This window comes from Sorangium sp. So ce834, assembly GCF_051521425.1.
GTDB classification, from domain to species: domain Bacteria; phylum Myxococcota_A; class Polyangia; order Polyangiales; family Polyangiaceae; genus Sorangium; species Sorangium cellulosum_D.
Window position 1 is genome coordinate 3,349,035 of sequence record NZ_CP150351.1, and the last position, 17,338, is coordinate 3,366,372.

The 17,338-nt window shown below is 70.2% G+C and carries 14 protein-coding genes; 7 read left to right on the plus strand and 7 right to left on the minus strand.

The window, feature by feature from the left end; all coding sequences use genetic code 11:
* The 4 genes from WMF20_RS12130 (at position 1) to WMF20_RS12145 (ending at position 4,884) form a co-directional block, all read left to right on the plus strand.
* The gene (locus tag WMF20_RS12130) at positions 1–681 is read left to right on the plus strand and encodes an SCO family protein (RefSeq protein ID WP_437617105.1); all 681 of its coding nucleotides are present in this window, start codon (positions 1–3) and stop codon (positions 679–681) included.
* Positions 674–2,338, plus strand: a complete 1,665-nt coding sequence (locus WMF20_RS12135) for a cytochrome c/ABC transporter substrate-binding protein (RefSeq protein ID WP_437613392.1) — start codon at positions 674–676, stop codon at positions 2,336–2,338. Before WMF20_RS12130 ends, WMF20_RS12135 begins: the two co-directional genes overlap by 8 nt.
* Before the next feature lie 432 nt (positions 2,339–2,770).
* Positions 2,771–3,436, plus strand: a complete 666-nt coding sequence (locus WMF20_RS12140) for a hypothetical protein (RefSeq protein ID WP_437613394.1) — start codon at positions 2,771–2,773, stop codon at positions 3,434–3,436.
* A 224-nt stretch (positions 3,437–3,660) separates the two neighbouring features.
* The gene (locus tag WMF20_RS12145; protein ID WP_437613396.1) at positions 3,661–4,884 is read left to right on the plus strand and encodes a TCR/Tet family MFS transporter; all 1,224 of its coding nucleotides are present in this window, start codon (positions 3,661–3,663) and stop codon (positions 4,882–4,884) included.
* A 55-nt stretch (positions 4,885–4,939) separates the two neighbouring features.
* On the opposite strand, the gene WMF20_RS12150 is transcribed toward WMF20_RS12145, so the two are convergent.
* On the minus strand, positions 4,940–6,097 hold the full coding sequence (locus tag WMF20_RS12150) for a hypothetical protein (protein ID WP_437613398.1): 1,158 nt from the start codon (positions 6,095–6,097) through the stop codon (positions 4,940–4,942).
* A gap of 951 nt (positions 6,098–7,048) precedes the next feature.
* Here WMF20_RS12150 and WMF20_RS12155 point away from each other — a divergent pair.
* The gene (locus WMF20_RS12155; RefSeq protein ID WP_437613400.1) at positions 7,049–8,017 is read left to right on the plus strand and encodes a Rieske 2Fe-2S domain-containing protein; all 969 of its coding nucleotides are present in this window, start codon (positions 7,049–7,051) and stop codon (positions 8,015–8,017) included.
* A gap of 148 nt (positions 8,018–8,165) precedes the next feature.
* The gene (locus WMF20_RS12160) at positions 8,166–9,173 is read left to right on the plus strand and encodes a methyltransferase (protein ID WP_437613402.1); all 1,008 of its coding nucleotides are present in this window, start codon (positions 8,166–8,168) and stop codon (positions 9,171–9,173) included.
* Positions 9,174–9,396: 223 nt separating this feature from the next.
* Here the strand turns inward: WMF20_RS12160 and WMF20_RS12165 are convergent, their stop codons facing one another.
* The 6 genes from WMF20_RS12165 to WMF20_RS12190 are packed head-to-tail and all read right to left on the minus strand — an operon-like array spanning position 9,397 to position 16,347.
* Positions 9,397–10,785 (minus strand): aspartate kinase, encoded by a 1,389-nt coding sequence (locus tag WMF20_RS12165; protein ID WP_437613404.1) that lies wholly within the window; start codon positions 10,783–10,785, stop codon positions 9,397–9,399.
* On the minus strand, positions 10,782–11,657 hold the full coding sequence (locus WMF20_RS12170; protein ID WP_437613406.1) for a class I fructose-bisphosphate aldolase: 876 nt from the start codon (positions 11,655–11,657) through the stop codon (positions 10,782–10,784). Before WMF20_RS12170 ends, WMF20_RS12165 begins: the two co-directional genes overlap by 4 nt.
* Before the next feature lie 43 nt (positions 11,658–11,700).
* Positions 11,701–12,978, minus strand: a complete 1,278-nt coding sequence (locus tag WMF20_RS12175) for a 3-dehydroquinate synthase II (protein ID WP_437613408.1) — start codon at positions 12,976–12,978, stop codon at positions 11,701–11,703.
* Positions 12,979–13,015: 37 nt separating this feature from the next.
* Positions 13,016–14,242: a phenylacetate--CoA ligase family protein gene (locus tag WMF20_RS12180; RefSeq protein WP_437613410.1), complete on the minus strand. Its 1,227-nt coding sequence runs from the start codon at positions 14,240–14,242 to the stop codon at positions 13,016–13,018.
* Between the two features lie 15 nt (positions 14,243–14,257).
* Positions 14,258–15,016 carry an amidohydrolase family protein gene (locus WMF20_RS12185; protein WP_437613412.1) on the minus strand — a complete coding sequence of 253 codons (759 nt, stop codon included), beginning with the start codon at positions 15,014–15,016 and terminating at the stop codon, positions 14,258–14,260.
* 32 nt (positions 15,017–15,048) lie between these two features.
* Positions 15,049–16,347 carry a phenylacetate--CoA ligase family protein gene (locus WMF20_RS12190; RefSeq protein WP_437613414.1) on the minus strand — a complete coding sequence of 433 codons (1,299 nt, stop codon included), beginning with the start codon at positions 16,345–16,347 and terminating at the stop codon, positions 15,049–15,051.
* 752 nt (positions 16,348–17,099) lie between these two features.
* Between WMF20_RS12190 and WMF20_RS12195 the strand changes: the two genes are divergently transcribed.
* Positions 17,100–17,321 carry a hypothetical protein gene (locus tag WMF20_RS12195; protein WP_437613416.1) on the plus strand — a complete coding sequence of 74 codons (222 nt, stop codon included), beginning with the start codon at positions 17,100–17,102 and terminating at the stop codon, positions 17,319–17,321.
* Positions 17,322–17,338 lie beyond the last annotated feature (17 nt).

Below are 17,338 nucleotides of genomic sequence, written 5' to 3' on the forward strand. Positions count from 1 at the left end.
ATGAGCGCTCTCTCGCTGCATGCGTCGAAGGCCCTGCTCCTCGCCGGCGCGCTCGCGGTCGCCTCGTGCGGCCGCGAGCGCGCCGGCGACGAGCGCGCCGGGGAGGCCACCGCGGCGCCGCCGCCCCCGACCGTGGACGGCGCGGCGGTGGTGCGCTCGGCGCCGGCGCAGGGGGTCGTGGTGCCCGACGAGGAGCTCGTCGATCAGGACGGCGCGCCCGTCCGCCTCCGCGAGCTCTCGAAGGGCCGCGTGCTCGTGGTCAACTTCATCTTCACCACCTGCACCACGATCTGCTCGCCGATGACGGCCATCTTCAGCCGGCTCCAGGACGAGCTCGGCGACGCGCTGGAGCGGGACGTGCGGCTCGTCTCCATCTCGCTGGATCCGGCGATGGACACGCCGGAGCGGCTGAAGGAATACGCCGAGAGGTTCGGCCGGCGGCGGGGCTGGGTCTTCCTGACGGGCAGCCGCGAGCGCGTGAACCGGGTGCTGGGTGCGCTCGGGGGGCGCGCGCCGATCAAGGAGCGGCACACGCCGATCTCGCTCATCGGCCGCGAGGCGGAGGGGCGCTGGACGCGCATCGACGGCATCGCGCCGCCGCGGCGCCTGGCCGAGGAGGTGCGGGCCTTCCTTCCACGGGGGCCACGGGGGCCGGCGGCGGGGAGCGCGGACGATGGGTGAGCCGCGGCTGCGGTTCACCGTGCTGGCCTCGGCGTCGGCGATCGGGCTCTGCGCGCTCGCGCTGCAGGCGCTCGGCCGCGACGAGCGCGCGCCCGCGCCCCGCGCGCGTGGCGAACAAGAGGCGTCGTGCGCCGAGCTCGCGCCGTCCGCGCTGCGCGGCAAGCGCATCTACCAGCGAGGCGCGACCGCGGACGGCCGCGTCATCGAGGGGGCGATCGCCGACGGGACCGTCACGCTGTCGGGCCGCGACGCGGCCTGCGCCGGCTGCCACGGTCCGAGCGGGCAGGGGACGAACGAGGGGGGCATCGCGGCGCCGGCGCTCACGCCCGAGCGGCTCGCCGCGGCCGGCCGCGAGCGGGGCGCCACCACCGCGCGGGCGCTCGCGGCCGCGATCCGCGAGGGGCGTGGGCCCGCGGGCCGGCAGCTGAATCCGGCGATGCCGCGGTTCCGGCTGGCGGACGCGGATCTATCGGATCTCGTTGCATATTTGGGCTGCGTCGGGCGCGATCTGGACGCGGGCGTCACGGCGGACTCGGTGGCGCTGGGCGCGGCGCTGCCGCTGACCGGGCCGGACGCGGCGGTGGGCGCCGCCGTGCGCGACGTGCTCGCGGCGGCGTTCGCCGACGTCAACGCTCAGGGCGGGATCTACCGGCGGCGGCTCGCGCTCCGCGTGGAGGACAGCGCTGGGCCGGCGGGCGAGGGCGGGGCGACGGCGCGCCTGCTGGACCGGGGCGTGCTGGCGCTCGTGGGGAGCGTCTGGAGCGGGGATCCGGCGCTGAAGGCGCGACTGGAGGAGGAGCGGGCGCCGCTCGTGGGGCCGACGGCCGGCGGACCCGGGTTGGGCGGCGGACCCCCTGACCCAGCGCGGGACGCCGCGGGGGCCGGCGCGGCGCGCGACGGCGGCGTGGTGTTCCAGGTGCTACCGGGGCCTGACGTGCTGGCCCGCGTGGCGATCAAGCACCTCGCCGACGCTCCACCGAGCGCGGCGGCCGCCGCCCTGATCGTGCACACCCGCGACCGCGCCGGCGAGGCATGGGCGTCGGGGGCGCGCGCCGAGGCCGCGAGCCGCGGCCTCCCCGCGCCGCCAGCGCTGTCCTTCGAACCCGGCCGCCTCTCCCCGCGCGACGTCGCCGACGCAGCGCAGGCGCACGGGGCGCAGGCGATCCTCTTCTGGGGCTCCGGCGCGGACCTCGCGAGCGCCCGGGCGGCGCTGGACGCCGCCGGCTCCGCCGCGCCGCTCTACGCCCCGCTGGGATCGATCGCCGACCACGCCGGGTCCCTCCCGCGCCTCCTCTCCGGCCGCGTCCTGTTCCTGTACTCCGGCCCGCTCGGCGAGCGAGCGCGGGCGTCGGGCGACGCGCTGCGGGCCTTCCTGCGCCGGGGCGGCGTGGCGCCGGGGCCGCTCGGGGCACAGGCGAGCGCCTATGTCGCGGCGCGGATCCTGATCGAGGCGCTGAAGCGCACCGGCGCCCACGCCACGCGGGAGGGGTTGATCGCGGCGCTCGAGCGGCTGCGCGACTTCGACGCAGGCCCGGCTCCGCCCGTGACCTTCGCCCGGAACCGGCGGACAGGCGTCCTCGGAGCGAGCCTCGTCCACCTGGACCCGGCGTCGGGCGACGCTGTGCGCGTGTCCGGGTGGATCGATGTCGTCCCATAACGCCCGTCCCGCGACAGCTCCAGGCACATGGACGGCTCGTGATGGTGTGGTGGATCGACGAGCCGCGAAGGGGCATCCGCTCCGGCGGTAGATGCGGTGAGCTCCTCTTCGTTATCTTGACTTCACGGTACACGAGACTAGACCTTTGTCTGCCGCCGGTCGGGCAGCAGCTCGGAGGCGAGCCGAACGGGCTCACGACACGGGGACGACAAGGGGGGCGTTGAGCTCAACTCACGGGGAGTCCGCGGCCCGGTCATCAGACGGGGCGCGAGCCTCCGGCTGGCTTCCGGTCTTCACTGGTCGTCCGCCCGCGGCCTCGCGCCCGTGTCCGGGCAGCGAGCTCCTGTGAGCCGGGTTGGGAGCGGGGGAGAGGTCGAGTCGGGGCAGATTGCCCCTCGTCGGTTCCGTCTCTGACCGGTCAGGAGAAACATCATGAGCGGTTTCATGGACAGCGTTCGTATCGATATGCTCGCCGCGCTGGTGGGTATCGGCATCTCCGCGACGATGAGCGGGTGTGCCGCGGAGCGACCGGAGCAGCTGGAAGAAGGCGAGGAGCTCGTCGGCACGGCGGAGGGCGCCGCGCGCAGGACGAGCGAGCTCAAGGCGGAGCTCACGATGCCTGATGAATGTCTGGCCACCTGGCCAGGGGCGACGCCGCCCACGGGCAAAGCCACCTTCCGGTTCATCACGGACACCTCGAGGCGTAACTTCGCCCAACTGGTCACCCTCAACGATCTCCACGTGCTGCCGAACATGAGGATCACGTTCACGAAGGGGGACATCCGCAAGGGGACGCCTGGCGAGGCCAGCCCCACCGAGCCGCCGATGCTCGTCGGCTCGCTCTCCGAGGCGACGGACGGGCCGGCGGTCGGGGAGCCGCCGGGGACCTTCATCGCCGACGCCGCAGGCGACGGGCGGATAGGCTTCGGATACAGCATGACGGAGGCCGCCACCATGAGCCTGAAAGCCCTGGCCACACAGGTCAAGTATGAGCCGGACAAGCACTACATCGATCTGCGCACCGACACGTGCCCGAACGGCTTCATGCGCGGCACCTTCAGGTACCCGACGGAGGCCGACTATCCGGGCGGCTTCTAGCGCTGCCGCCCAGATCTCCTGTCTTGCGCGGTGACCGGCGCCTCGCCGCGGCCCTGCGGACGGCGAGGAGCGTCCCGGCGGCGACGCCGCGACGTCGGTAGAGCGACGGTGAGCTCCTGGACGCCCCCGGCGCCCTAGCGGGCGCCCTCCGGGGCCGAGGTCTCTTTTTTCTCCTCGAGACAAGGCCGAGGACGCGGTCCTCGGCGTCGCTGCGAGCACACCCCATGAGCCGAGACCGCAACGCCAGCGTCGCTTTCATCCTGATCACCCTCCTGCTCGACACGCTGGGCGTCGGCGTGATGCTCCCGGTGCTGCCGAAGCTCGTGAGCAGCTTCTTCGGGAGCGATCTCGGCGCCGCGTCGCGGTATTACGGCGCCTTCGTCGCCGTGTATTCGGCGATGCAGTTCGTCTTCGCGCCTGTCCTCGGCGGGCTGAGCGACCGCTTCGGGCGGCGCGTCGTGATCTTGAGCTCTCTGCTCGGCGCCGCGCTCAACTACGCGCTCCTCGCGGTCGCGCCGGGGCTCGGCTGGCTCTATTTCGGGCGGGTCGTCGCGGGGATCACCGGCGCGAGCTTCTCGGCGGCGAGCGCGTACATGGTCGACGTCACGCCGCCGGGCCGGCGCGCGCAGGGCTTCGGCCTCATCGGCGCCGCGTTCGGGCTCGGCTTCATCATCGGACCGGCGCTCGGCGGGCTCCTCGGCAACGTGCACCTGCGCCTGCCTTTCGCCGTCGCGGCCGGGCTCAACCTGCTCAATTTCGCCTACGGAGCGCTCGTGCTCCCCGAGTCGCTCCCGCGCGAGCGCCGCCGTCCCTTCTCCCTGCGCCGCGCCAACCCGCTCGCGTCGCTCGCGAGCCTCGGGCGGTCTCCCGTCGTCCTCGGCCTCACGGGCGCGCTGGTGTGCAGCTACCTGGCGCAGCAGGTCGTGCAGGGCGTATGGGCGCTGTTCACGGAGCAGCGCTTCGGCTGGCGGCCGTTCGATATCGGCGTATCGCTCGCGGTGGCGGGCGTCGGCATGGCCCTCGTGCAGGGAGGGCTGGTCCGCCTCCTGATGCCGCGCCTCGGCGAGCGCCGCTGCCTGGTGCTCGGGCTCGCGGCCGCCGCCGTGAGCTGCGTGGGCTTCGGCCTCGCCGAGAGCGGGCTGGCCATGGTCGCGCTCATCTTGCCGAGCGCGCTCGGGGGCATGGCCGTGCCGGCCACGCAGGCCCTCATCTCCCGCGAGGTGGGCCCCTCCGGGCAGGGCGAGCTTCAGGGCGCGCTGGCCAGCCTGGCGAGCCTGACCGCCATCGCCGGTCCGCTGCTCGGCACCGGGCTGCTCGCGCGCTTCTCCCCGGCCACGGCCGACTTCCACGTTCCCGGCGCGCCGTTCTTCGTCGGCGCCTGCATCAACGCCGTCGGGCTCCTGCTCGCGCTCCGGCTGTCCGCGCGCAGGCCTCCTGCCGTGGCGTGAGCGCGGCCGCTCCCCGTCATAAGGGCGACCGGGCAGCGTCGGCGCGTCGAGCGGATCAGCGCTGGCCGAGCTCGTTGTCGATGAGATAGGCGTCCCTGCGTCGGGTCGCCGCCGCCGTCACCTGGCGGCTCGTGGCCCAGGACGGCTCGACCGGCTCGAGCGTCCAAACCTCCGCGGGGGCGTGCTCGTCTCGAGAGGGCGTGCCCGTCACGAGGTCGGCGTGCTCGTCGAACGACACCGAGAATCGGCCTGGGGTGGACAGGTCGAGCGTGAGCCCCGCGGGGGGCGCGGGAGGCGCCGAAACTTCATAACCCCGACGACCCGTGGCCCGGACCGAGCGGAGCTCGAGCCGCCCTCCCACCCGCGCGGCGGTCACGACCTCCTCCGTCAAGGCGGGCGATGTCGTGGTCTTGCGGATCGTGAGCGCATCCCCGTCCACGGTGAGGATCTCGTAGAGGTGCAAATTCCCGAGCTGATCCTGGTACACCCAGTATTCCCCTGCTTCGAGGCGGCTCGGGGCGCTGAGCAGCTCGAGATCGAGGTGGCCGGCGCGGAAGACGCCGATGCGGAAGTCTCTCGTATAGAAGCCCCCCGGAACCCCCGGCGCCGGGCCGCCGAGCGTGAACGGCACATCGTCGATGGTCAGCACCGTCGCGTCGCTCGGAGCAGAGCTCTCGTTGGCCCACATGACGGGCAGGGAGGCGCTCTGCGAGCTGCCGCCCGGATTGATGAGCCCGCCCAGCTCGGGGCTCGGCGGCGCGGCCCCCTCGAAGTAGAGGTCGATGTCCTCGCCGCGGTAGGACGTGAGGCGCAGCCGCACCCTCGGGAGCCCGTGGACCGTCCTGGCCTCGAAATGGATAGGGCGAACCACCGTCTGCCGGCCAGTGAAGAACCCCGCCCAGTCGCGGGCGAGCTCCGCGTCGTTGAAGTGATCGATCTGGGAGCCGCCGCGCAGGCTGATGTTCACCCGGATCAGCGGCGGCTGGCCGCGGCGCAGGGTGACCATCGCCTCGACGGCGCTGTAGTCGGGGTGATCGGCGAGGAAGGCGACCACGTGGTGCTCATGCCGATCGTAGGTGATGAGGAACGGCTGAACGAGCTCCAGCGGGTCGACCGGACGTGTGGAGATCAGGACCGGAGCCCAGGCAGGAACACCGATGAGCAGCCCGAGGGCGAGCATCAGCAGGATGTTTCGGTTCCTGGAGGAAGCCATACATCGCACCCTTTCTCGAAGGCATTTTCCATCGTGCATCGAAGCCATGGATGTGCGCTCGTCCCTGGAGAGCTGCGATCAGGAGCGAAGCGCGGGCGTTGCTCGCTCGCGAGCGGGTCGGTGTTGTTCACGTGCGGCGCCTGCCGGCTCATGGAACCTCGCGTCGCTGGCGAGCGAGCTGGCATCCGCCCGCAGGATAGCCAGGTCGCCTCCGCCGCCCCCGGGATTGATCAACCCACCCAGCGCCGGCGACGGCGGGGCGCTCCCCTCGACCGCAAGGTTGATATTCTCACCCCGGTAGGAGATGAATTGGACCTCTTCCCGAGCAGGCTCGCGTGCGGCATGGTCGGAGCCCGGGCAGAGACGCCGATGAGGAGCCCGAGGACGAGTACCATCAGGACAATCCGGTTTAGGATGAGCGTCCGTCTCGTCGCGAGAGCGGCGGCGCGGCGCTGCGTCGACGGCGCCCTCCCGGTACCGGCGCATGATGGCCGGGTCGCGAGGCGCGGCGTCCGGGAGGCGCCGTGCTGCGCGGAGATCAGCCGAGCGCCTTCAGGCGAGCGCGCTCCGCGGGTGTTTCATGTCATGTCGATATGCCGGTTTAGCAACGCAATGCGGGTCTGCAAGACCTTTCTCTTTGCGGCGCGATCGCCTTCACGTCGCAGGCGTGCGCGCCGCACCCGCCAGCCTGCATCCTGTTGCGCGTCCAGGCCGGTAGGTCGAGCGATATGCCGATCTGCCCGTGCGGGACATTCTCTGCGAGCTCGTCCTGCTTGCCCGAAAGCCGTCATGAATGTCTTGCGGGAGCGGCGTTCACCAGTTATTACGTCGACGTCGCTGGTCGGGTTGTTTCCGTGGAATCGAGGACAGGTGCCGCGCGCTCGGGCTGCCAGCGATCGCGGGCGCGCGCTGGCGGCGACGAGCGCGCCTGTCCCTGCAGGGGGAGGACGAATGACCATCATCAGCGCGAATCTGAACAGGCGCGGGCATGCCCGCGGTGAGGAGCACGTCTATCATCAGGGCTGGTATCCGCTGGCCATGTCGAGCGAGCTGGGCGTCGGGGCGCTGATCGGCCGGGACTTCCTCGGGGGCCGCGTCGTCCTTTACCGCGACCCTTCGGGTAACGCCGTCGTCCAGAGCGCTTACTGCCCGCACCTGGGCGCCGATCTGTCCGTCGGTGATCTCTGCGACGGGCAGGTCCGGTGCGCGTTCCACCACTGGAGCTTCGACGCGACGGGGACATGCGTCCGGATCCCCACGGAGGGGAAGATCCCGCCCGGGGCCAGGATCTTCACGTACCCCAGCGCCGAGGCGTGGGGGCTCGTCTGGGCGTTCACCGGCGAGAAGCCGCTCTTCGAGCTGCCGTACATCCCCAGGATGAAGGAGGCCGATATGGTCTATCGGACCCAGATGAACGGCATCGTGTCGTACGAGCCGTGGCTGCCGGTGTCCAACGGGCTCGACTTTCAGCACCTCCGCGCGCTCCACGGCATCGCGATCACGGAGCCCGACAGGATCGACGTGAAGGAGTACAGCATAGAATACACCATCACCGAGCAGCACAAGAAGCGGCACGGCCTCGTCACGGGCACGAACACGTTCTCGCTCTACCGCGACGACAGCGGCCACGAGACGGGCACGCTGTTCAGCGGGACGCCGCTCCGGCCCGGCGAGACCATGGTCTTCTCGGTGGTCGGCCTGCGCAACACGCACCCGCGGTCCGAGGAGGACCGCGCCGCCCTCGAGCGGAAGCTGGACGCGATCGCCGCGTACACCGCGAGGCTGCTGGAGGAGGACGACAGGGTCCTCACCACGATGCGCTTCCGGCAGGGCGTGCTGGTCGCTGCCGACAAGCACCTGGCCAGGTACCTGAAGTACGTGCGCGAGTTTCCGCGCGCGAGCTTCATCGAGGCCTGCTGAGCTTCGCCCGTCCGCGCTGCGCGCTGCGCGCTGCGCGGGGCGTGGGAGGCCGCCCGCGGCTCGGGCAGCCGTGGGCGCCGCTGCTCAGGCAATGTAGAGCGGCCGATTGTCGCTGGATTCGCCAGCGCTTGATCTGGGAGGGCTATCCATGGAAACCGATGGTGCTCGTCTTTCTCCTGAGAATGCAATCTTTCAGTTGGCAAACGGTTACTGGGCGTCGGCGCTGCTTGCCGCCGGGACGACGCACAGCCTCTTCACGCACATCGACCGGGGCATGCAAACGGTGGAGTCGATCGCCGAGGCGGCGGGCCTCTCCATGCGCGGCGCGCAGGCGCTCCTGGACGGGCTGGTTGGCCTCGGGCTGCTCACGGTGAACGACGGGCGATACGCGAACTCCGCCGCGGCGTCCCAGCATCTCGTCGACGGAAAGCCGATGTCGCTCGTCGGGATCGGGAGGACGATCGCGGACGGCATGCGCCTGTGGTCGAAGCTGCCGGAGGCGGTGAAGACGGGTATTCCTCCGACAACGGAGCGGGTCGAGACACCGGACCATCCGTTCTGGGAGGAGCTCGTCACGGCGATCGCGCCGACGTCTGCTCCTCTCGCGCGGCGGGTGGTCGAGCGGCTCGACGCCGCCCGCCGGGGGCCGCTCGCCATCCTGGACGTGGGCGGAGGCTCAGGCATCTATTCCGCCGTGCTGCTCGGCGCGAACCGCGAGGCCACGGCCACGCAGGTGGACTGGGCCAACGTGAACCGCGTGGCGCGGGCGTTCGTCGCGCGGTTCGGCGTCGCGGACCGCTTCGAGACGATCGACGGCAACCTCCACGAGACGAGCTTCGGCGACGCGAGGTTCGATATCGCGATCTTCTCTCACGTCGCGCACCATGACTCTCCGGAGCGCAACGTGGCTACGTTCCGCAAGCTGCGCGCGGCGCTCCGTCCGGGAGGCACGCTCGTCGTCAGCGATCTGATCCTCAACGACGATCGGACGGGGAGCCCGCTCGCGCTGATGTTCCATGCCAAGATGCTCCTCTACACAGCTTCCGGCGGGGCGTGGCGCCGTGCCGACTACCGGAGCTGGCTGGAGCAGGCGGGCTTCAAGGACGTGGTGATCGAGCCGACGCAGACGCCCGCGACGCTGATCTTCGCGACGTGACGTGAGCCGTGGGCCTGCGCGGGGGACGACGCCAGTCCCGCCGCGATGAGGGCCTTCGCGAGCTCAAATCGACGCTGGAGACGTCGCGCGGCGGGCGCGCCCGATGAGCCGAGAGCCCGGCGCCCAGGTCGCATTCATCCCGGTGACCGTGCTCCTCGATGCGCTGGGCATCGGCGTGACGCTCCCTGGAGATCAGCTGAGCGGGACGCGGGCTCGGTCTCGCTTACTGGTCCGGCGTGTCGGTGCCGGCGTGCTTGCCGTTGAGCCCGCGCGTCGCGGCCAGACGGGACCTGCTCGCGGTGGAGGGCGGTTGGGCCGCCTCCGGGCCGAGCGCCCTGGGGAGCTCCTTCGTCGGCGCGAGCCCGAACGCCTCATGCAGGATGTTGATGGCCTGCTCCGCCGCGCGCTCCTCCACGAGGCAGCTGATCCGCAGCTCGTTCACGGTCAGGCCCGACACCGCGATGCCGTGCTGGACCAGGCTGCGGCACAGGTGGGCGGCGATCCCCGGATGCGAGCGGATGCCGATGCCCACCAGCGACACCTTGGCCAGGCTGCCCGACACCCGCAGCTCGCCTTTCCCCGCGCTCGCGACGAACTGCTCCAGGAATCTCCGGGCCCGGCGCAGCTCCACCGCGGGCAGCGTGAAGGCGACGTCCACGCGCGGCTCCTCGGGGACGCCAGTGGGGTGGCAGAGCATGTCCACGCAGACGTTCAGCTCTGCCAGGATGCCTGTCACCTCCGCGATGAGCTCGGGGCGGCACGCCACGCCGACGAGCTCGACCCGCACCTGATCCGCAGCGCAGGCCAGGCCCATCAGCGCCTTGCCCTCGAGCGCGCGCTCGCGCTCGACCACCCATGTCCCTTCTTCGTCCGTGAACGAGCTGCGTAGATGTACTGGAACCTGGTACTTCATGGCTATCTCCACGCTGCGCACCTGCAGGACCTTCGCCCCGAGGGACGCGAGCTCGAGCATCTCTTCATAAGGAACGGACTGCAGCTTCCGGCCGGCCGGGCAGATGCGGGGGTCGGCTGTGTAGATGCCGTCCACGTCGGTATAGATCTCGCAGACGTGCGCGCCGAGCGCCGCCGCCAGCGCCACCGCCGTGGTGTCGGAGCCGCCGCGGCCCAGGGTGGTGATGTTCTGCGAGCCGTCGACGCCCTGGAACCCGGCCACCACCGCGATCTGCCCGCGCTTGAGCGCCCTCCGGATCGGCCCGTCGTTCACCGCCTGGATCCGCGCCTTGGTGAAGGCGCTGTCCGTGAGCACGGGCAGCTGATGCCCCAGGAACGAGCAGGCCTGTCCCCCCTCGGCGTGGATGGCGAGGGCGGTCAACGCGACCGACACTTGCTCTCCCGTCGAGACGAGGACGTCGAGCTCCCGGCCGTCCGGGAGCGGGAGGACCCCTTGCGCCAGCGACAAGAGGCGGTCTGTCTCCCCGCTCATGGCGCTGACCACCACCACCACGTCGTTGCCCGCGCGCTGGCTCTCGAGCGAGATGCGCGCGACGTTGCGCATCCGCTCGATGCTCGCCACCGACGTCCCTCCGAACTTCTTGACGAGCAGCGGGCGTTGGACGCCGCTGCTCGGAAGCCGATCGGATGAAGGTCTCACTTCGCTGCCCCCCCTGCGGCGTGCGGCTGCTTGCCGTTGGCACCGGAGCCGTTGGCGCCGGCGCGCGCGGACGACCGGGGGGGCTCGGACGGCGGCGCCTCGCCGCCGCCGAGGACCACCCTCTGCAGCTGGGTCAGGACGGCGGACGCCGACTCGCGTTGGAAGATGTTGCGCCCGACGCACAGCCCGGTCGCGCCGCGGGCCACCACCTCCTGGGCCAGCTGGAGCACCTCGTCCTCCGAGCGCACCGCCCCGCCCGCGACGAACACGGCGGTGTGCTCCACGACGCCCGCGAGCAGCTGGCTCATGTGCGCGAACTGGGTGGGCGCCTCGAGCTTGAGGGCGTCCGTCCCGAGCTCCACGCACGCGCGCATCAGGTGGCGCAGCCGCGTCAGCCGCTGCTGGTCTCCCTCGGACGGGACCTTGTCATAGAGCATGGTGAGCACGGGCACCCCGCAGCGCTGGGCCTCGTCCACGACTTCGCCCAGCTGGCTCAGGTTGTGGGCGTCATTGGTCCCGTCGAAGTTGAGCTGCAGCGAGACCGCGTCCGCGCCGAGCCGCAGCGCGGCCTCCACGGACGTCAGCCGCTCCTTGGTGTTCGGGTTCGGAGCGAGCGACGTCATGCCGTTGAGGTGGATCATGACGCCCGCGCCCCGGAGCAGCCCGTGGCTCGCGAGCCGCTCCACCATGCCCTTGTGGGCGATGATGCCCGTGATCCCGGGGTGCCCTATCCAGCGCGCCACCTGCGCGATGCTGTCCAGCCCTTCCACCGGCCCGATCGTGAGCCCGTGATCGATGGGGACGATGATGCCGCGGCCGCACCGCCGATCCAGGAATCGAGACCAACGAATCTTCTTGGGAAATCCATTCATGGCGCAAGCCTCTCGGGTATTGACATCGCGCTCGCTGGAGCGCTCACGTTTCGATGATGTGCTCGTCGACCTTGATGCCCACGTGGCGGCCGGGCTTGGCCGGGTGTCCGAGCACCTTGTCGCCTTGCCGGAGCTCGGTGATGTTGAGCGGCTTTGCGTCCTCCGAGAAGATGCGCACGTGCCAGTCGTCCTGCATGATGACGTTGATGCGCTCGCCCGTCTGGAACTCCGCCTCGATGAGGCGCAGCGGCCGGACCTCCGTCTTCATGCGCCCGACGCTCGCCCGGCGCGCGGTGCCGGTGCGGTCGACGATCATCACGGGGGAGCCCGCCCTGAGCTCGCTCATGTAGTCCGTGCGGTTTCCGAAGTTGTAGACGTAGCTGTGGACGGCGCCCGCGTTGACCCGGAAGGGCCTGAGCTCCATGTAAGGCAGGAAGAAGACCTCGGGGCAGCACAGGATCCCGCCCTGCGAGGTCGACCCCACGATGATGCCCTCGGTGGGCGAGAAGAGCGTGGTGGTGTCGATGCAGCTCCGCTCGCCCATGCCGATCGGGCTGCACTTCACGATCGTGGCGACCTCGAGCTTCACCGCCGCGCGCTCCAGCCGGCCGAGCCGCGAGACGAACTCGCTCAGCGCCTCGTGGGAGCGCGGCGAGAACATCACCCCGTCCGCTCCGACCTCCATCACTCCCAGCGTGACGATGGCGTCGTCGACGTCGGCGGGAGAGTTGATCTCCTTGATGAGCACCGTCTTCGTGGCCTGCAGCGTGGCGATCACGAGCTCGAGGGGGATGTTGGTGGGGTCGCGGAAGCGGATCATCAGGTAGGCGTGGCGCTGCCCCTCCGCGATGGACTTGTGCAGGCTCTCACCGTCGTCCACGTAGGCGCGGAAGCAGGTCTTGTGCCCCATCTCCGCGGCCTTCCCGAGGAGCTCCACGTCCGGGCTGGCGATCACCACGTCCTTACCGCCGCCCGGCAGCGGCGCGAGGCGCGCCAGATCCTCGGCGCGCTCGGCGTGAAGGACCTTGAGCATGCGCGACGGGACGGCAGGCGAGAGCGCATGCAGGTTCTCCGGGTAGAGGACGACGCCGGTGTAGGCGAGGTTGACGACCCGCTCGATCATGCCGTCGCAGTCGCTCGGCGTCGCGATCTTGGCCGAGTCGAACCAGACGACGAGGGCGTCGGACTCCGCCATCCGGTTGCGATCTCCCTCGACGCGCTCGAGCCGGATGCGCTCGCGCTTCTCCATGGTGACAGCGATGCTCTTGTTGTTGCCGTTGGCGGTGACGCCGCTGCCGTTGCTCGTAGGTATCATGCTCATGATCGATCCTCCCCTTCGCTTCTGATACGTATCGCGCTCAGGCGCGCGCGACGGATTTGCTCACATAGACCGGTTTGCCCATCATCCCGAACGAGACCGGCTCGCTCCTGTCATAGAGCGTCCCCTTGGAGACCAGCTCCACCCCCACGCGGGCGCCGTGCGCTCGCGATAGCTCATCGAGGAGGCCCGGCTCGATGCGGTCCTCCTCCCGCTCGCGCTCCACGATGAAGTGGAGCCCGTCACCTCGCGGCGAGGCCCTCCAGAACCGGCGGCTGGGCAGCCTGGAGACGATGGCGTCGAGCTCCCAGAGATCGAACGGCTTGCCGCCGACCCACAGGGTGTCGTCCGCCCGGCCGCGGATCTCGAGCGTCGTGCTCTCACCGCACGCGCAGGGCTCCCCGACGCACCTCACCCTGTCCCCCGTCACGTACCGGACCATCGGAGTGGCCCGCCGCGTGAGCGACGTGACGACGAGCTGCCCTATCTCCCCCGGCGCCACGCTCCTCTCCAGCCGGTCGTCGAGGACCTCCATGAGAAAGCAGTCCTGCCACGGGTGCAGCCTGCGCTCCGCGCAATCCATCGCCTGGGGCCCCGTCTCGGTCATCCCGAAGTTGTCGTACACGGGGACTCCCCAGATCTCCTCGACGAGCCTCCGCCGGTGCGGGCTGAGGGGCTCTCCGGCGCAGCAGACGGCGCGTAGCCGGGGGAAATCGCGGCGCGGATCGAGGCCCGTCATCTCGGCCGCCTCGGCGATCATCACCGCCGAGAGCGAGATCGTGGCGAGGACGGTGACGTCGAGCCTCCGCATCAGATCGACCACGCGCGGGAGCGGGGTGATCGTGGTGCGGCTGTCGGCGGCGATCGCGCACGCGCCCTTTTGCTGGACCGCCATCTGGACGAAGGGCCCGATGGTGGAGAGCGCATAAGGGAACCGGATGAGCACCCGATCCTCGTCCGTGAACCCGACCCCCCACCGGGCGAACCGCTCCCGGATCTCCGCGAGGTCCCGGCTGCTGTACCACACCGACACTGGAGCGCCAGTCGTCGCGGAGGACTCGTGGTACTGGAGCAGCTCGCGGTTCGGGACGCACGCCACGCCGTGCGGCGATCGCTGGAGCATATCGCCCTTCGTCATCAGCGGGATCCTCCCCCACTCCTCCCACGTCCGGAGCGGAGCGCTGGGGAGGCGCTGCCGATGGAAGTCGGCGCTCCGCGCGTGCGCCAGCACCTGATTGACGGCCGCCAGTCGATCCGGAAGTACCATGGTCCGCTCCCTCGCTCAGGCGCTCTCCAGATGGAGCAGCTCGCGGATGTTGCCGCCCAGGATCTTCTCGCGCTCGCCAGAGGGGATCGGCAAGAGGAGCACCTTCTGGACCTCTGCGGCCGGGTGGGACAGCGGGTATTCGGAGCCGAAGATCACCTTGCTCGCCCCGGCCTGCTGCACCGACAGGAGGATCTGCAGATAGCTGCTGAGAGAGGTCTCCAGGAACAGGTTGTCCAGCTTGGCCGCGGCGGTCGATGCGTCGTTGTCGACGTGACCGGCCCCCATGTGCTCCAGGATGAAGTTCGTCCTCGGGAACCGCCGCGCGAGCTCCACGTAGTCGGACGTGTTCGCCCCCGGCCTGAACGCTACATGCGAATAGATGGGCACCTCACGCTCGCCGCAGAGGCGGGCCAGAGGGCTCATGACGTCATCGCAGAACGAGAACCTGTGCACCAGCGGCGTGACCATCAGCCCGCGGAGCCCCTTGTCGAGATATCGCTCCGCGACATCCACGGCCTTCGGATCGCACGGGTCGACGCAGGCGAGCCCGCGCAGCGCGGGGTTCGCCTTCACGGACTCGGCGACGTAGTCGTTCTTCGGGACCGCGTCCGGCTTGTTCTTGCCGGTGATATACGCGTTGAACTGCCGAACATCCAGCATCCCGCCGGGGCAGACGATGCCCCTCTGGATGCCGCCCTGCGCGAGCTGCTCCAGGTAGTTCTCGGCGGAGCCGTAGCTGGTCGGAGAGACGTGCGCGTGCGCATCGATGATCATCGGATAGCCTCCATCTCTAACCTGGTTGTCTGTCACTCCCGGACGACCCGCACCGCCTTGACGCCGGTACGCGGGAGCTCATCCACGAACTCGAACTCGATGGGCAGGGAGGTCGCGGCTTGCATCCTGGTGGCGAGCGCCTCGGCCAGCGGCGCGCCGGGCTCCACGCCGCTCGCGAGCTCGCAGCGGATCTTGATGCGCCCCTGGTCCGAGGCCGGCACGACGAACTGGAACCAGTTCCCGACCTCCGGCATCCGCATCAAGTGCTCTTCCAGGTGGATGGGCGAGATCTCCTTGCCATGGAACCGCATCTGGTCGAAGGCGCGGCCCCTCATGTGGAACCGGGGCATCGCGACCCCGCACGGGCACGGGGCCGGGTTCAGGCAGCCGAGGTCTCCGGTCCGGAAGCGGAGGATCGGGCTGTCGTAGCGGAGCAGCCCTGTTACGACGATCTCGCCCGTCTCGCCGGGATCGAGGACGCGGCCCGTCTTGGGGTCGACGATCTCCATGATGACGTGCGCCGCTGGCACGTGATAGCCGTCGTGATGATCGCACTCGATCCCGAGCGCGCCGCACTCGAGCGACCCGTAGAAGAAATTGGCCGTGGTGCCCCACATCTTCTGGATTCGCGCGCGGAGGGCGGGGGAGCACCCCTCTCCCGTGAGCCACATCTTCTTCAGGCGCAGGCTGGTCAGATCGAACGAGCTCCTCTGGGCCTCCTCGGCCAGCGCGATGGCCCAGGAGGGGCTCGTGACGACGATGCTCGGGCTGAGGTCCTTCATCGTCTTGACCGTCTTCTGCGGCGTCGAATAGGCCCCGCCCTTGCCGGCCGGGACGACGGTGGCCTGGTAGCCATCCATGAACGTCTTGTGAAAGGCGAGCCCCGCGGTGCTCATCTCGTACGGGAGCGCGTTCAGGCAGATGTCGCCGGGGCCGACGGGAAACAGCCTGGAGTACCGGGGCGCCAGATCGTAAAGCAGGTAGTCGTTCCACGTGTATGCCATGTAGATCTCTTCGCCGCCGGTGGTCCCGGTGGAGACCTGGATGAGCGCGATGTCCCTCCGGTCGCAGGTCAAGAGGCGGAAGGGGTGCCCTCGGAGCTCGTCCTTCGTCAGGAACGGGAGCTTGGCGAGGTCAGACGCCTTCTGGATGTCGCCGGGCGCGATCCCCGCCTCGCCCATCTTCGTCCGGTAGAACGATGACTTGCGGTAGGCTCGCTGGACGATCGTCCTGAGCGACTCGGCGTGGTATCGCGCCAGGGTGTCAGCTGAGAGGCTGTCCGCCTGATCTGCCCCGGAAAGATAGCGAGAGATGGCAGGCGGCGTCGTCATGGACAACAATCTTTGTTCGAGAAGAGAGCTCATGTTCACGGCACCTCTTTCCGGGGAGTGGACCCCTCGCCGCTCTGGTGAAACGCGAATCGTCGCCCCGCTTCCGACCAAAGCGCGCGCGGCGCGCGATCCCCCGATTGGCCGAATTCCTGACATGTGGCTTCGGCTCGCGCCATGAGTTTATGTTTTGTGTGGATTTGTTTACAGTATGAAATATTTGATTGTTGTCTGCTTTGCTGGTTTTTGATCGATTGATATCGTTGCGCCCAGGGCGATGCTGCGCCGCCTCTCGTGCGCGGGTCTTCACGTCTGTTAAAGGCGTCCTCGAGCGCGCAAGGAGCGTCCTGCCTGACGCGCCGTCTTTCCCGCCTATCCCGGCGCCGGGCAACGCGAGAGGCGGCTCGTCAGGGGTGCAGCGGCGGAGCCCGCTCGTGTCGCCGCTCCTCCGCGGCGCGCGCGGGGGCCAGCGCAGACGAACCCCGAGATCGCCAGAGCTCGTCATTGTACGTTGTGTCCCACGCGGCCCTGTCGGCGTCCGCCGCGGATCGCACCACCTGCGCCGCGCTCTGCTCCGCCGATGACGGCCATCTTCGGCCGCCTCCAGGCGGAGCTCGGCGACGCGCCGGAGCGCGACGTGCGGCTCGTCTCCAGCTCGCTGGAGCTGCCACGGACACGCCGGAGCGGCGGAACGTCGATGCGGACAGGCCCCGCCGCGGCCGGGGTGGGGGGTCCTGACCGGCGACCGCGCGCGCGTGCGCCGGCCGCTCGACGCGCTGGGTGGGCGCGCGCCTATCGCGGAGCAGCACACCCCGGTCACGCTCATCGGCCGCGCGGCCGAGGGGCGCTGGACGCGCGACGACGGTATCGCGCCGCCCGCGCGCCTCGCCGAGGAGGTCCGGGCCTACCTGTCGCGAGGCCTGGCGGCGCCGGGCGCGGGCGGGCGCCGGGTCGATGATCCCTGGCGGAATTTTTGACGCGATGCTAGAGGCCG

Bases quoted from the DNA above. Each gene is read 5' to 3' on its own strand.
- WMF20_RS12130 (WP_437617105.1), top strand. From the start codon at position 1: ATGAGCGCTCTCTCGCTGCATGCGTCGAAGGCCCTGCTCCTCGCCGGC.
- WMF20_RS12135 (WP_437613392.1), top strand. From the start codon at position 674: ATGGGTGAGCCGCGGCTGCGGTTCACCGTGCTGGCCTCGGCGTCGGCG.
- WMF20_RS12140 (WP_437613394.1), top strand. From the start codon at position 2,771: ATGAGCGGTTTCATGGACAGCGTTCGTATCGATATGCTCGCCGCGCTG.
- WMF20_RS12145 (WP_437613396.1), top strand. From the start codon at position 3,661: ATGAGCCGAGACCGCAACGCCAGCGTCGCTTTCATCCTGATCACCCTC.
- WMF20_RS12150 (WP_437613398.1), bottom strand. From the start codon at position 6,097: ATGGCTTCCTCCAGGAACCGAAACATCCTGCTGATGCTCGCCCTCGGG.
- WMF20_RS12155 (WP_437613400.1), top strand. From the start codon at position 7,049: ATGACCATCATCAGCGCGAATCTGAACAGGCGCGGGCATGCCCGCGGT.
- WMF20_RS12160 (WP_437613402.1), top strand. From the start codon at position 8,166: ATGGAAACCGATGGTGCTCGTCTTTCTCCTGAGAATGCAATCTTTCAG.
- WMF20_RS12170 (WP_437613406.1), bottom strand. From the start codon at position 11,657: ATGAATGGATTTCCCAAGAAGATTCGTTGGTCTCGATTCCTGGATCGG.
- WMF20_RS12175 (WP_437613408.1), bottom strand. From the start codon at position 12,978: ATGAGCATGATACCTACGAGCAACGGCAGCGGCGTCACCGCCAACGGC.
- WMF20_RS12180 (WP_437613410.1), bottom strand. From the start codon at position 14,242: ATGGTACTTCCGGATCGACTGGCGGCCGTCAATCAGGTGCTGGCGCAC.
- WMF20_RS12185 (WP_437613412.1), bottom strand. From the start codon at position 15,016: ATGATCATCGATGCGCACGCGCACGTCTCTCCGACCAGCTACGGCTCC.
- WMF20_RS12190 (WP_437613414.1), bottom strand. From the start codon at position 16,347: ATGACGACGCCGCCTGCCATCTCTCGCTATCTTTCCGGGGCAGATCAG.